Annotated in this window: 11 protein-coding genes; 3 read left to right on the forward strand and 8 right to left on the reverse strand. The window is 72.3% G+C overall.

Annotation, left to right across the window (positions count from 1 at the left end):
* The first annotated feature begins 2 nt into the window (after positions 1-2).
* On the forward strand, positions 3-614 hold the full coding sequence (eda, locus tag QSK26_RS08580; RefSeq protein ID WP_285774462.1) for a bifunctional 4-hydroxy-2-oxoglutarate aldolase/2-dehydro-3-deoxy-phosphogluconate aldolase: 612 nt from the start codon (positions 3-5) through the stop codon (positions 612-614).
* Positions 615-717: 103 nt separating this feature from the next.
* Here the strand turns inward: eda and QSK26_RS08585 are convergent, their stop codons facing one another.
* Complete coding sequence (locus QSK26_RS08585) at positions 718-1728, reverse strand: LacI family DNA-binding transcriptional regulator (RefSeq protein WP_285774463.1); 1011 nt, start codon at positions 1726-1728, stop codon at positions 718-720.
* Between the two features lie 439 nt (positions 1729-2167).
* On the opposite strand from QSK26_RS08585, the gene QSK26_RS08590 reads away from it, so the two are divergent.
* Positions 2168-3460, forward strand: coding sequence for an ABC transporter ATP-binding protein (locus QSK26_RS08590; RefSeq protein ID WP_285774464.1), 1293 nt, complete (start codon positions 2168-2170; stop codon positions 3458-3460).
* Between the two features lie 18 nt (positions 3461-3478).
* On the opposite strand, the gene QSK26_RS08595 is transcribed toward QSK26_RS08590, so the two are convergent.
* The 7 genes from QSK26_RS08595 to QSK26_RS08625 form a co-directional block, all read right to left on the reverse strand.
* Positions 3479-4168 (reverse strand): ACT domain-containing protein, encoded by a 690-nt coding sequence (locus tag QSK26_RS08595; RefSeq protein WP_285774465.1) that lies wholly within the window; start codon positions 4166-4168, stop codon positions 3479-3481.
* 189 nt (positions 4169-4357) lie between these two features.
* Complete coding sequence (locus QSK26_RS08600; protein WP_285774466.1) at positions 4358-5653, reverse strand: right-handed parallel beta-helix repeat-containing protein; 1296 nt, start codon at positions 5651-5653, stop codon at positions 4358-4360.
* A gap of 121 nt (positions 5654-5774) precedes the next feature.
* Entirely contained in the window at positions 5775-6818 is a 1044-nt protein-coding gene (locus tag QSK26_RS08605; RefSeq protein WP_285774467.1) for a LacI family DNA-binding transcriptional regulator, read from the reverse strand.
* 22 nt (positions 6819-6840) lie between these two features.
* On the reverse strand, positions 6841-8457 hold the full coding sequence (locus QSK26_RS08610; protein WP_285774468.1) for a glycoside hydrolase family 13 protein: 1617 nt from the start codon (positions 8455-8457) through the stop codon (positions 6841-6843).
* A 69-nt stretch (positions 8458-8526) separates the two neighbouring features.
* The gene (locus QSK26_RS08615) at positions 8527-9411 is read right to left on the reverse strand and encodes a sugar ABC transporter permease (protein WP_285774469.1); all 885 of its coding nucleotides are present in this window, start codon (positions 9409-9411) and stop codon (positions 8527-8529) included.
* Positions 9408-10397, reverse strand: coding sequence for a carbohydrate ABC transporter permease (locus tag QSK26_RS08620; protein WP_285774470.1), 990 nt, complete (start codon positions 10395-10397; stop codon positions 9408-9410). The genes QSK26_RS08615 and QSK26_RS08620 overlap by 4 nt, the downstream gene beginning before the upstream one ends.
* Positions 10398-10402: 5 nt before the next feature.
* Complete coding sequence (locus tag QSK26_RS08625; RefSeq protein ID WP_285774471.1) at positions 10403-11674, reverse strand: extracellular solute-binding protein; 1272 nt, start codon at positions 11672-11674, stop codon at positions 10403-10405.
* Between the two features lie 422 nt (positions 11675-12096).
* Here QSK26_RS08625 and QSK26_RS08630 point away from each other — a divergent pair, with 422 nt between their 5' ends.
* Positions 12097-14157 (forward strand): N-acetylneuraminate synthase family protein, encoded by a 2061-nt coding sequence (locus QSK26_RS08630; RefSeq protein WP_285774472.1) that lies wholly within the window; start codon positions 12097-12099, stop codon positions 14155-14157.
* Positions 14158-14243: the final 86 nt, after the last annotated feature.

Here is a 14243-nt window from a genome sequence, read left to right on the forward strand (position 1 = left end):
GGATGAGTCTGCTAGACCTCGCACCCGTCGTGCCGGTGGTCGTGATCGACGACGTGGAGACGGCGGTGCCGATGGCCCGCGCGCTGGTGGCGGGCGGGCTGCCGGTCATCGAGGTGACGTTGCGCACGGCCGCCGCGCTGGAGTCGATCGCCCGGATCGCCGCCGAGGTGCCGGACGCGGTGATCGGCGCGGGCACGGTCAAGTCGGTCGCCGACGTGGACGCCTCCGTCCGGGCCGGCGCGCGGTTCCTGGTCAGCCCCGGTACGACGCCCGCGCTGACCGACGCGCTGATCGACACCGGGCTGCCGTTCCTGCCCGGTGCGGTCACCGTGACCGAGGTGATGGCCCTGGCCGAGCGGGGGATCACCGAGCAGAAGTTCTTCCCGGCCGAGGCGGCCGGCGGCATCGGCTACCTGAAGGCGCTGTCCGGGCCGGTGCCCGAGGTGCGCTTCTGCCCGACCGGCGGCATCCGCCCGGACACCGCCGCCGCCTACCTGGCGCTGCCCAACGTCGGCTGCGTGGGCGGCTCCTGGCTCACGCCGGCCGACGCGCTGGCGAGCGGGGACTACGCCCGGATCGAGAAGCTCGCCGCCGAGGCCGCCGCCCTGCGCTGACCGGCGTCCCGGACCTCGCACAGGACCCTCGTGCAGGACCTCGCGCAGGACCTGGCGCAGGACCTCGTGCAGGATCTCGTCCGGCCCCTCGTCCCGGTGCCCGTCAGCGGCTGACGAGGGGGCCCGAGCCGGTGGAGCCGCGCACCACCAGCTCGGGCTGGAAGACGAGCTCGACGTGTTTGGCGGGCGCGCCGTTGACCGCCTCCAGCAGCGTCTCGACGGCCGCCGCGGCCATCGGGCCGATCGGCTTGCGCACGGTGGTCAGCGGCGGGTCGGTGAAGGCGATCAGCGGCGAGTCGTCGAAGCCCACCACCGACACGTCGCCGGGGACGGTCAGGCCGCGTGCCCGGCAGGCTCTGATCGCGCCGAGCGCCATCAGGTCGCTGGCGCAGACGATCCCGGTGCAGCCGCGCTCCAGCAGCACGGCCGCCGCCGCCTGCCCGCCCTCCACCGAGAACAACGAGTGCGCGACCAGTTCCTCACCCGCCACCCGCCGCACCGCCTCGCGGTAACCCGCCGTCTTCCGGATCACCGGCACGAACCGGGCCGGCCCCACGGCCAGCCCGATCCGCTCGTGCCCGAGGTCCACCAGATGCCGTACGGCGAGCCCGGCGGCGAGCCGGTCGTCGGGTGAGATGAAGGGCGCCGCGATGTGCTCGTTGTAGCCGTCGACCAGGACGATGGGCAGCCCCCGGTCGGTGAGCCTGGTGTAGCGGTCCATCCGCGCGGTGGTGTCGGCGTGCAGCCCGGAGACGAAGACGATGCCGCTGACCCCCCGGTCGATCAGCATCTCGGTGAACTCGTCCTCCGGCGCGCCGCCGGGCAACTGGGTGCACAGCACCGCGGTGTAGCCGTGCTGGATGAGCACCTTCTCCACCGCCTGGGCGAACGCCGGGAAGATCGGGTTGTCCAGCTCCGGAGTCACCAGCCCGACCAGCCCGTTGCTCCGCTGCCGCAACCGCTGCGGACGCTCGTACCCCATCACGTCCAGCGCCGCCAGCACCGCCTGCCGCGTCGCCGCCGACACCCCCGGCCTGCCGTTCAGCACCCGGCTCACCGTCGCCTCGCTGACCCCTGCCTGAGCCGCGATGTCGGAGAGGCGGGTCCCGTTCATGGGAGTACTGTACGCGGCCCGGCCCCGGCGCCCCGTGGCCGTTCGCGGGCCCCCGGAAAAGGGACACCGGCCCGGTAGGGGCGCTTACCAGAAACGTGACAATGCGTGAACCCGGCAGCCCTGCGAGCGACCGGCCGGCCCGGAGGAGAACGCCCAGGCAGCGGTGGTCACCGGCGTGGAACGCCTCCCGCGCGGGCTGACCCACCAGGGCGCTCTATCCGAAATGTCCGCTATTACCGGGCCAACCGGAAACACATTCCCGAAACACTACGGATACAGTTTTTTCCTAGGACATATGGACACAGCCCTATCGCGCGCGATGTACTACCTCATCAATCAGCACCGCCACAGCCGGCGTCTGTAACTCCGACCTGCGGATCAGCGGCCCCCACTGTGGGGAGGCTGGCAGGGCTTCCAGGATGCGGGCGGAGCAGGCCAAATGAGTACGGTCGTCCTTGACAGTGTGACCAAGGTGTACCCGGGTGGCTTCCTCGCTGTGGACCGGTTGAGCCTGCGCGCGGACGAGGGCGAGTTCCTGGTCCTGCTCGGTCCCTCCGGCTGCGGGAAGTCCACGCTGCTCCGCATGATCGCCGGGCTGGAGGACATCACCGACGGCGACCTGTGGCTCGGCGGCCGGCTCGCCAACGACCTCCCCCCGCGCGACCGGGACGTGGCGATGGTCTTCCAGAACGGCGCCCTCTATCCGCACCGGACGGTGCGCGGCAACATGTCCTTCCCGCTGGAGATCGCCAAGGCCGACCCGGCGATGGTCCGGGAGCGGGTCACCGAGCTGTCCAAGGCGCTGCGCATCGACGAGACGCTGGAGCGGCGGCCCGGAACGCTCTCCGGCGGGCAGCGTCAGCGGGTGGCGATGGGCCGGGCGATCGTCCGGCAGCCCTCGCTCTTCCTGATGGACGAGCCGCTGTCCAACCTGGACGCCGGGATGCGCACCGAACTGCGGATGGAGATCTCCTCGCTGGTCCGCTCCGTCGGCGTGACCACCGTCTACGTCACCCACGACCAGATCGAGGCGCTCACCCTGGCCGACCGGATCGCGATCATGAACCGCGGGGTGCTCCAGGACGTCGGGACGCCCGCCCAGATCTACAACGACCCGGCCACCGCGTTCGTGGCCGCCTTCCTCAGCTCCCAGCAGCTCAACCTGCTCGCGCCGCAGGTCCGCACCCCGCAGAACCAGTACGTCATGCTGGACTTCGGCCTGCACCGGCTGGCGATCCCGTGGAGCGACCCGCGCGCCTACGCCGTCTCCCAGCACGTCGGCGGGCACATCATCGTCGGCATCCGCCCCGACGCCCTGGTCCCGGTGCCGGACAACTACGACGGGCCCTCGTTCACCGGCCGGGTGCGCACGCTGGAGTACCACGGCCACGAGTGGCTGGCCTACCTGGAGGCGGGCCTGCCCTCGGCGGCCGTGCCCGAGCCGCCCGACCCCCGCCACCACGGCACCGGCGGCGCCGCCGCACCCGGGCGCGCGCGGTCGATGATGCGCCGCCTGCTGTCGGGCGCCCAGCCCGAGCCCCCGGAGGAGGAGGCGGAGGAGACCGGCGGGCAGCCCGCCGGCTCCGGCAGCCACCGCCGCGCCGACCTCGTCGTCCGGCTCGGCTCCCGCCCGGCCTGGCGCTCGGGCGAACACGCCAAGGTCGGCGTGGACGTCAACCGCCTGATGCTCTTCACCACCGACGGCGGCCGGATCGACCCGCCCCGCCGGTAGTCCCGGTCCCGTGCCGGGTCAGCCCGGCACGGCCTCGGCGCCGGAGCGGGCCAGCATCGCGACGAGCTCCGTGACCCGCGCCAGCTTGGCCAGCTCGGCCCGGTGGAAGGGCAGGCCGTCGAGCCGGCCGGTGACCAGGCACAGCCCGGTGCCGTCGAGGGGCACCGCCATGAACCTGGCCTCGCCGTCGCCGAACACCTGCGGGCGCTGCGGCACCGGCTCGGCGAACACCAGCTCCGGCGGCGTCCGCCAGCTCCGGTGCACGATCGGCGGCGTCCTCGCCCCGCCGTCCCCCGGCCCCGCCTCCCCCGCGGCTCCCTCGCCCTGCGGCCCGGTGGCCACGACCGCCGCCCAGTCGGCCCCGACCAGGTCGGGCACCGCGTCCACCAGTGTGGCGAACGCCCGCCCCGGGTCGGCCGCCACATGCCGGAGAAGGTCGTAGTCCGGCGCCGAGCCGGGCACGTCCCTGGTCGGCCACGCGCCCTCCACGTGCACCCCCGGCACGGCGGAGAGCCGGTCGCGCACCTCGTCCACACCGGGCGTCCCCGGCCAGGACACCGTGAAGTCGTCCACGGCCCGGCCCGCCTCCCGTTCCAGGACCGTCACCTGGTGGATGTCCGCGCCCAGGGTCCCGAGGGACCGGGCCACCTGTCCGAGGGCCCCCGGCCGGTCGGGAAGCGACACTCTGACCCGCATCAGCATCGCCATCACCTCTCTTCCGCCACAAACATTGGCGTAAGCGGGTTTCCATCATGTTTTCCAAAGATGTCCGATGGAATTCCGCACAAAACAGTGATTTGACCTTTCATGGTGAGATCAGTGCCCTGTTCACCCCCTCGCGCGGGAGAAGGACGTCTCCGGCAGGCGCCGGAGGGAGGTCCCGGCAGGCGCCGGGGGTCAGTGCTGGTAGGCGCCGGCGTCGGGGAGGGCGGGGAGGGGGCGGCCGGTGACGTCCCTGACGAGGGCGGCGCCGCCGTACCAGAGGGGGGCGAGCCTCGCGGCGCGGCGGAGGGCGGGCGAGCCGGGGCGCAGCCGCAGGTCGCGGTCGCCGCGGAAGCGCGGATCGGCCTGGACGGAACGCGGGCCGAGCTTGAACTTCAGCGAGCGCCCGCGGTAGACGCCGCCCGCCTCGTCGGCCCCCTTGGCGTCCTCGTCGCCAGCGACGCCGCCCACCGAGATCACGTTGTAGCGCAGCCGGAGGATGTCCGGGGAGCAGCCGTCGTGGCAGGACCAGCCGAGCGTGTCGCGTCCGGGCAGGTGGACCGAGTTGTGCACGGCCACCGTGCCCTTCACCGGGCCGACCACGTGCCCGGGGCCGCGGGTGACCAGGAAGGCCCCGTGCTTCCTGGAGGAGGTGACCACGTTGTGCGCGAAGACGTTGCCCGAGGCGGTCCTGCCCTTCTCCGCGCCCAGCTCGGTGAAGGTCTCGTTGTCGTGGGCGACGTTGTGGGTGATCCGGTTCCGGTCGCCGTTGAAGATCTCCACGGCGGCGCCGTCGTACCCGTAGTCGACGCTGCGCGCGAAGCTGCCGCTGATCCGGTTGGCGGTCACCAGGTTGTCGTCGCCGTTGAGGAGCACGCCGAAGGCGCCGGAGTCGTTGTCGTGCGCGCCGTCGTTGACGCTCATCCGGTTGTTGGCGGTCAGCTCGCTGTCCCTGACGACGTTGTGCGACCCGGCGTTCGTGATCACCACGCCGGCGACGTTCCGGTCGGCCTTGACGCCCACCAGCTCGTTGCGGTCGCCGGTGATCTCGAAGCCCGCCCAGTCGCACCCGCTGGCCCGCAGGGCGCTGATCCGCCAGTGGGAGCCCTCGACCCGGACGCAGGCGCCGTCCGCGCCGGTGACGACCGGCTCGGGGCCCTCGCCGTAGGCGGTCACGGCGATCGGCCGGTCCGCGGTCCCGTCGCCGGTGAGGGTCAGGACGCCGGTCCACCGGCCGCCGCGCTCGAACCGCACGGTGTCGCCGGGGCCGAGCCCGGCGTCGTTCACCGGCTTCAGCGACCGCCACGCCTTGCCGGGGCCGGTCCCCGGGGCGTCGTCGTCGCCGTCCTCGGCGTCGACGTAGTAGACCGTGCCGGACGACCCGCCGAGCGCGCCCGCGGCGAGCGCCCCGGCGGCTCCGGGCGTGGTCATCGTGACCAGTAACGGCGCGGCGGCCACGGGCAGGGTCCAGCGCACCAGGGCGTCACTCATCGTTCCACCGCTCAAGACGTGAAGATCCGAAAGGGTGACAGAGAGTAACGCGTGCGACGCCGGTGACACGAGAGCCGCGCCGGACTCGTGGCACAGGTTTTACCGAATCGCAGCCTGTGACTCAGCGGGCGACCCTGGGCCCGGACCCGGTGGACCCCCTGACGATCAGCTCGGGCTGGAAGATCAGCTCCGAGTGGCGCGGCGGGGCGCCGGCGATCGACTCCAGCAGCGTGTGCACCGCCGCCGCGACCATCGATCCGACGGGCTGGCGCACGGTGGTCAGCGGCGGGTCGGTGAACGCGATCAGCGGCGAGTCGTCGAAGCCCACCACCGACACGTCGCCGGGGACGGTCAGCCCGCGCTCCCGGCAGGCTCTGATCGCGCCGAGCGCCATCAGGTCGCTGGCGCAGACGATCCCGGTGCAGCCGCGCTCCAGCAGCACGGCCGCCGCCGCCTGCCCGCCCTCCACGGAGAACAACGAGTGCGCGACCGACTCCTCTCCCACGTGCCGCATCGCCTCCCGGTAGCCCGCCGTCTTCCGGATCACCGGCACGAACCGGGCCGGCCCCACGGCCAGCCCGATCCGCTCGTGCCCGAGGTCCACCAGATGCCGTACGGCGAGCCGGGCCGCCGCGGCGTCGTCCGGGGAGATGAACGGGGCGGGGACGTCGCCGGCGTGCCCGTTGAGCAGGACGATGGGCACGCCCTGCCCGACGAGCCTGGTGTAGCGGTCGGAGCTCGCGGTGACGTCGGCGTGCCTGCCGGAGACGAAGATGATGCCGCTCACCCCGCGTTCGACGAGCAACTCGGTGAAGTCGTCCTCCACCGTCCCGCCGGGCAGCCGGGTGCACAGCACCGGCGTGTAGCCGTGCTGGGTCAGCGCCCGCTCGAACGCCTGGGCGAACGCCGGGAAGATCGGGTTGTCCAGCTCCGGAGTCACCAGCCCGACCAGCCCGTTGCTCCGCTGCCGCAACCGCTGCGGACGCTCGTACCCCATCACGTCCAGCGCCGCCAGCACCGCCTGCCGCGTCGCCGCCGACACCCCCGGCCTGCCGTTCAGCACCCGGCTCACCGTCGCCTCGCTGACCCCCGCCTGCCCGGCGACGTCGGAGAGCCGGGCGAAGCCGCCGCCGTCCGGCCCGCCGCCGGCCGCCGTCGCCGCCATGCCCGCCCGCCCTCCGCCGCCGCTACGCGCTCCGCCACCACGCGGCGCAGTCCGCCGGCAGCCGTACGGCGCCACCCTGCACGGTCACCTCCGCGCTGGCCAGCAGCAGCTCGCCGGGCACGGGCATTGCGGCGGGCTCGGGGCCGAGGTTGACCGTGCACGTGAAACCGCCGTCGCGGGCGAAGGCCAGCGTGCCCGCCGGGGAGTCGAGCCAGGTGAGCGCGCCGTCGCCGAGGCCGGGCAGCTCGCGGCGCAGCCGCAGCGCCTCGCGGTAGAGGGCCAGCATCGAGGCCGGGTCGCGGAGCTGGGCCTCGACGCTGAGCGGGCCCCAGGAGGCGGGCATGGGCAGCCAGCTCTGCGCGATGCCGAGCGGGGAGAAGCCGAACGGCGGTTCGGCGTGGGCCCACGGGATGGGCACCCGGCAGCCGTCCCTGCCATCCTCGGGGGCGCGCAGCCGCTGCGGGTCGCGCAGGAACTCCTCGGGCAGGTCGAGCACCTCGGGCAGACCGAGTTCCTCGCCCTGGTAGACGTAGGCGGAGCCGGGCAGGGCCAGGGTGAGCAGGGCGGCGGCCCTGGCCCTGCGCAGACCGAGTTCGCCGCCGCCGTAGCGGGTGACGTGCCGCTTGACGTCGTGGTTGGACAGCACCCAGGTGGAGGGCGCCCCGACCAGCCCGGCGGTGGCCAGGGACTCCTCGATCACGGCCCGGAAGGACGCCGCGTCCCAGTTCGCGGTGAGGTAGTGGAAGTTGAACGCCTGGTGCGTCTCGTCCGGGCGGACGTAACGGGCGAGCCGGTCGATCGTCGGCGCCCACGCCTCGGCCACGGCGATGCGCTCGCCGGGGTAGGAGTCGAGCAGCCGCCGCCAGGCGCGGTGGATCTCGTGCACGCCGTCCTGGTCGAAGTAGGGCAGCACCTCGGTGCCGAGCATCCGCACCTGGTCGGCGTGGCCGACGTCGGGCAGCCCGGCCGCCTTGACCATGCCGTGCGCGACGTCGATGCGGAACCCGTCCACGCCGAGGTCCAGCCAGAACCGCAGGACGTCCTCGAACTCCGCGTGGACCTCCGGGTTCTCCCAGTCCAGGTCGGGCTGCTCGGGGGCGAACAGGTGCAGGTACCACTCGCCGTCGGGCAGCCGGGTCCAGGCGGGACCGCCGAAGACGGACTCCCAGTCGTTCGGCGGGAGCTCGCCCTGCTCGCCCCTGCCCGGCCGGAAGACGTAACGGGCCCGCTCGGGGGCGCCCGGGCCGGCCTGCACGGCCGCCTGGAACCACGCGTGGCGGTCGGAGGTGTGGTTGGGCACCACGTCCACGATCACCCGCAGGCCGTGCCGGTGGGCGTCCCGCACCAGCGCGGCGGCGTCGCCGAGCGAGCCGAAGATCGGGTCCACGTTCCGGTAGTCGGCCACGTCGTAGCCGAAGTCGGCCATCGGGGAGGTGTAGAAGGGGGTCAGCCAGATCGCGTCCACGCCGAGGCCGGACAGGTACTCCAGCCGGCTGCGCACGCCGAGCAGGTCGCCGATCCCGTCGCCGTTGCCGTCGGCGAAGCTGCGCACGTAGATCTGGTAGATCACCGCGTCACGCCACCAGCGGGTCGCGTCGCCCGTCGCCGCGGGCGTGCTCTGCTGGACCAGCTCCGTCATAGGGTTCTCCCCGAATCAACCAGTACCGACTGGACAAGCGGAATATACGGATAAATGGTTACAGGGGTGCTATGCCTTCGTGGCACCGGCGGTCAGCCCGGTCACGAGATGGCGTTGCACCAGCAGGAAGACGACGGAGGCGGGCACCGCGATCAGCACCGCCGCGGCGGTGAGCAGCCCCCAGTCGGACCAGTGCTGCCCGACGAAAAGCTGCAATCCGGCGCCCAGCGTGTGGTTCTCCTCCCCGGTCATGAACACCGTGGCGTACGCGACCTCGCCCCAGGCGGTCATGAACGAGTAGAACGCGGTGACCGCGAGGCCGGGCCTGGCCAGCGGGAGCACCACCCGCCAGAACGCGCCGAACGGGCTAAGCCCGTCCACCATGCCGGCCTCGTCGAGCTCGCGCGGGATGGAGTCGAAGTAGCTCTTCATCATCCAGGCGCAGAACGGCACCGCCACCGTCATGTAGGCGATGACCAGCCCGGGGATCCGGTTGAGCAGGCCCAGCCCGGCCATCAGGTTGTACAGCGGCACGATCAGGATCGCCACCGGGAACATCTGGGTGACCAGCAGCAGCCACATCACCCCGCGGTACCCGGGGAAGCGGAACCTGCTGACCGCGTAGCCCGTGGTCGCGGCGAGGAAGACGCCGAGCACCATGGTGAGCCCGGCGACCAGCGCGGAGTTCAGCAGCCAGCCGGGGAAGCCCGTCTCGCCCAGCACCCTGGCGTAGTTGCCCAGGGACGGGTCGCGGAACAACTCCAGCTCGGTGGACAGCCAGCCCGCGCGCGGCTTGAGCGAGGTCAGCAGCAGCCAGGCGATCGGGAACAGCGAGACGAGCACGGCGGCGACCAGCGTCGCGTGCAGCGCCACGGAGGCGCCGGGCCCCCGCTCGCCGCGCCCCCGGGGACGCGGCGAGCGGCGCCGGGCGGCGCGTGCGGTGGTGGGACTCACCAGACCTCCCCCTGCCTGCGCAGCGCGCGGCGGTAGACCAGGGCGAGCAGGACGAGGAGCGCGAGGATGATCACTCCCCAGGTGGCGGACCCCGAGTAGTCGCGCACCCCGGTGAACGCCTCGCGGAAGGCGTAGGTCACCAGGATCTCCGTCTCGCTGCCGGGTCCTCCCCCGGTGACCAGGTAGATCACCGGGAACATGTTGAAGGTCCAGATGGTGCCGAGCAGGATCACGGTGCCGGAGACCGCGCGCAGCCCCGGCAGGGTGATGTGCCGGAAGCGCCGCGCGGGCGACGCGCCGTCCACCTCGGCCGCCTCGTACAGCTCCCCGGGGATGGCCTGGAGCCCGCCCAGCATCGCCACCATCATGAACGGCACGCCCAGCCACACGTTGACCGCGATCACCGCGATCCGGGCGGTGAGCGGCTCGTCGAGCCAGCCCACGGCCGGCAGGCCGGCGGCCTCCAGCATGGCGTTGAGCACGCCGTAGTCGCTGTTGTACAGGTACCGCCAGACGAAGGCCGCCACGAAGGCCGGGATCGCCCACGGCAGGATGAGCAGCACCCGGTAGACCGAGCGGAACCGCAGCCGCCGGTTGAGCAGCATGGCGAGGCCCAGGCCGATGCCGTAGTGGAGTGCGACGCAGGCGGCCGTCCACCCGGCGGTCCAGGCCAGCTTCGCCCAGAAGAGCCCGCCGGACAGGATCTCCAGGTAGTTGGCGAGACCGGTGAACTCGTAGGTGGCCGGGATGACGTTGACGCCGATGGTCCGGCCGATGTTCGCCTCGGTGGCGTCGGTCAGGGACAGGTAGACGCCCCTGGCCAGCGGCCAGCCGACGAGGACGCCCATCACGACGATCACCGGTGCGACCATCGCCCAGGCGTACCAGTGCCGGCCGGCGGTCTCGCGCCACCTGCCCGGCCGGCGGCGGGCGGCCGGGGAGTCCTCCCGCGGGGCGCCGTCCGCGCGTGTGGCGGAGACGGTCACACCGATCAGCTCCAGCCCTTGAAGATGTCCCGGTACTTCCGGTCCACGGCCGCCACCATGGCCTCCGGGGTCTCCTTGCCGCTCAGCAGCGCCTGGTAGCCCTCCAGCAGGGGCTGGAAGAGCTGGCCGCCCTCGGGGATCCACGGCCTGGGCACCGCGGTCTCCATGATCGGCTTGAAGACGCCGACGTCGGCGCGGGCCCTGACCTCGGGCCGATCGAAGGCGGACAGCCGGGGCGGCAGCAGGCCGAGCCCGGCGGACATCTCGGCCAGCGACTCGGTGGAGGTCATGAAGCGGACGAACTCGTAGGAGGCGTCGAGGTTCTTGGAGCCGGCGTAGACGGCGAGGTTGTGCCCGCCGGTCGGGGCGCCGGCGCGGGCCGAGCCTCTGGGCACCGGCGCGATGCCGAGGTTCTCCTTGTCGGTGAACTCGGCGCCCTGGTACAGCTCGGACAGCGCCCACGGCCCGTTGAAGATCATGGCCGCCTTGCCCTCCTTGATGGCGGTCATGGCGTTGACGTAGCTGTCCTGGACGGCGGGCCTGGCGGCGGCCCCGGAGGAGACGAGCCCGGCGACCGTGGTCATCGCCCGCACGTTGGCCGGCGAGTTCACCACGATCTTCCTGGCGGCGACGTCGAGCAGGTCGCCGCCCTCGCCGTAGATGAACGGCAGCAGGAAGTAGGAGTCGACGTTGAGCGCGAGCCCTTCGGCGCCGGTCTTCTCCTTGACGTCGAGCGCGAAGGTCTTCAGCTCCTCCATGGTCGCCGGCGGCCCGTCGTGCCCGGCCTCCCGGAGCAACCGCTTGTTGTAGACCAGCGCCAGGGAGTCGGTGACCTGCGGCACCGCCCAGGTCCTGCCGCCGTACTTCGTGCTGCTGAGCGGGCCGGGCAGGAAGTCGCCCTCGGTCCCGTCGAGGGCGCGGGTGCCCTCCAGCGGCTGGAGGTAGCCGAGCGAGGCGAACTGCGGGGTCCAGGCGACCTCGGCCCGGATCACGTCCGGCGCCCCGGTGCCGGCCTGGGCGGCCGTCTGGAACTGGTTCTGCGCCTGCTCGAAGGGGACGTTGACGTAGTTGACCTTGATGCCGGGATAGGCGGCCTGGAACTTCCCGATGAGGGCCCGGAACACCGGCCCCTCGCTGTCCGGCCTGGTGGTGTCCCACCAGGTGACCTCACCCGTGATCTTCGTCGGGTCGGCGACGCTCCGCGCCGGCGCCGCCGTCCCACCACCGTCGCCGCCACAGGCGGAGACCGCGAGCGCCAGCGCCGCGATGATCGTCACGGCGGGTAAGGCTCGGCGCATGTCTCTCACTACCAAAGAGGTATTGATCCATTACGGAAAGTTACCAAGATAGGGCGTTCTCACCCTGCGGTTAGCCATATATGCCCCGATATCGACCCCGCTGCTAACTTGCAGGAATTTTCAGTAAGGGATCTTGAAGCGGCCGCCCGCATCTTGGTCCGGCGACCGTGCCGCGCGGAAACCGCGGGCCGCGCGCCCCACCCCGCGCCGACCGGCGGTTTCGCCGTCCAGGTGCGTCGCCGGCCATCTCCCGGTAGACCCAGCGAAGGGTCTAAGGCACGCAAAGTTAACAAGCACGACGTTGGGCGTTCAGCTCAGTCACCCCCGAAAGGACACCCCCATGGCTAGGTTTCGATGCACCCCCAGCTCAGGGCCGTTTTCGTCAGTCATGAGGAGTTATCTTGCGAGTCCTGGCCGTTGTTCCCGCCCGTGGTGGTTCAGTGGGCGTCCCGCTGAAGAATCTCGCCCAGGTGGGCGGCACGCCGCTCGTCGCCCGCGCGGTCCGGGCCTGCGTGCGGGCAGAGCTCGTCGACGAGGTCGTGGTCAGCACCGACCATGACGGGATCGCCGAAGCCGCCAGGGCAGCAGGCGCCACGGTGATCGACCGTCCGGCCGAGCTGAGCGGCGCCGCCGCCTCCAGCGAGTCCGCCGTGCTGCACGCGCTCGACAACACCGGCGAAGCACCCGACGTGGTCCTCCTCGTCCAGTGCACCAGCGCCTTCATCGACCCGGCCGACCTCGACGCCGCCGTGGCCAAGGTGCTCGCCGGCGAGGCGGATGTCGTCTTCTCCGGCCTGCCCACCCACGAGTTCCTGTGGGGTGAGAACGGCACCGGCATCAACCACGACCCCGCCGTACGGCCGCGCCGCCAGGACCTGGAGCCGCACTACCGGGAGACCGGCGCCTTCTACGTGATGCGCGCCGAGGGCCTGCGCGAGCACGGCCACCGCTTCTTCGGCACGGTCGCCGTCCAGCCGGTGGACGCGGGCGAGGCCATCGAGGTCGACACCCCGGAGGACCTCGAGGTCGTCCGCGCGCTCGCCCCGGTCCTGGACCGGCCCGAGCCGATCGACGTCGACGCCGTGATCACCGACTTCGACGGCGTGCACACCGACGACAGCGCGCACGTCGACCAGGACGGCCGGGAGTCGGTCGCGGTCAGCCGCTCCGACGGCATGGGCGTCTCGCTGCTGCGCCGGGCCGGTGTGAAGCTCCTGATCATGTCCACCGAGCACAACCCGGTGGTGACCGCCCGCGCCCGCAAGCTCGGCGTCCCGGTGCTCCAGGGCCTGGCCGACAAGGCGACCGTGCTGCGCGACTGGCTGGCCATCGAGGGCCTCGACCCGGCCCGCGTCGCCTACGTGGGCAACGACGTCAACGATCTCGGCGCGATGGCCGAGGTCGGCTGGCCGATCACCGTGCCGGACGCGCACCCGCGGGTCCGCGCCGCCGCGCGCGTCGTGCTGTCCCACGCGGGCGGGGCGGGAGCCGTACGGGAGGTGTGCGACCGGGTGCTGGCCGCGCGGCCCGGCGCCGAGCTGGCGCCCGCGCCGGCCGCGCCGCGCGCCGAGCTGCGGCTCAGCCCGGTGGCCAGGCCGGTGCAGATCGGCGACCTGCTCGTGGGCGCCGGCCAGCCGGTGTACATGATCGGCGAGATCGGCATCAACCACAACGGCGACCTGGACATCGCGCGCCGGCTCATCGACGTGGCCGCCGACGCGGGCTGCCAGGCGGTGAAGTTCCAGAAGCGCACTCCGGAGATCTGCGTCCCGCTGGAGCAGCGTGACCAGATCCGTCAGACGCCGTGGGGCGAGATGACGTACCTGGAGTACAAGGAGCGCACCGAGTTCGGCATCGACGAGTACACCCAGATCGCGAAGTACTGCGAGGAGCGCGGCGTCCAGTGGTTCGCCTCGCCGTGGGACGTGCCGTCGGTGGAGTTCCTGGAGGACATGAACGTCGTCACGCACAAGGTCGCCTCGGCCAGCGTGACCGACCACGAGATGCTGCGGGTGCTCGCCGCCACCGGCAAGCCGATCATCCTGTCCACCGGCATGTCCACGCTGGAGGAGATCGACCGGGCCGTGGAGATCCTCGGCACCGGCAAGCTCGTGATGATGCACGCCACCTCCACCTACCCGCTGCCCCCGGAGGAGGCCAACCTCCGCACGATCGTCACCCTCCAGGAACGGTACGGCGTGCCGGTGGGCTACTCGGGTCACGAGCGCGGCCTGCAGATCTCCATGGCGGCCGTCACCCTCGGCGCCGTGGCCGTGGAGCGGCACATCACGCTGGACCGCACGATGTGGGGTTCGGACCACGCCGCCTCGCTGGAGCCCGCCGGGCTGGAGCACCTGGTCCGGGACATCCGGATCATCGAGACCGCGCTCGGTGACGGCGTCAAGCGCGTCTTCCCCGGCGAGGAGGCGCCCAAGTCCCGGCTGCGCCGCGTGACCGTCTGACACCGCCGGGAGGCCGGCGGCCTCCGGCGAACCGGAACGTGATCCCGCGCCCGCGCGGGATCACGTTCTCTTCCCCCCACTGTCGG

Source organism: Microtetraspora sp. NBRC 13810 (assembly GCF_030268685.1).
In the GTDB taxonomy this organism is placed as follows: domain Bacteria; phylum Actinomycetota; class Actinomycetes; order Streptosporangiales; family Streptosporangiaceae; genus BSRQ01.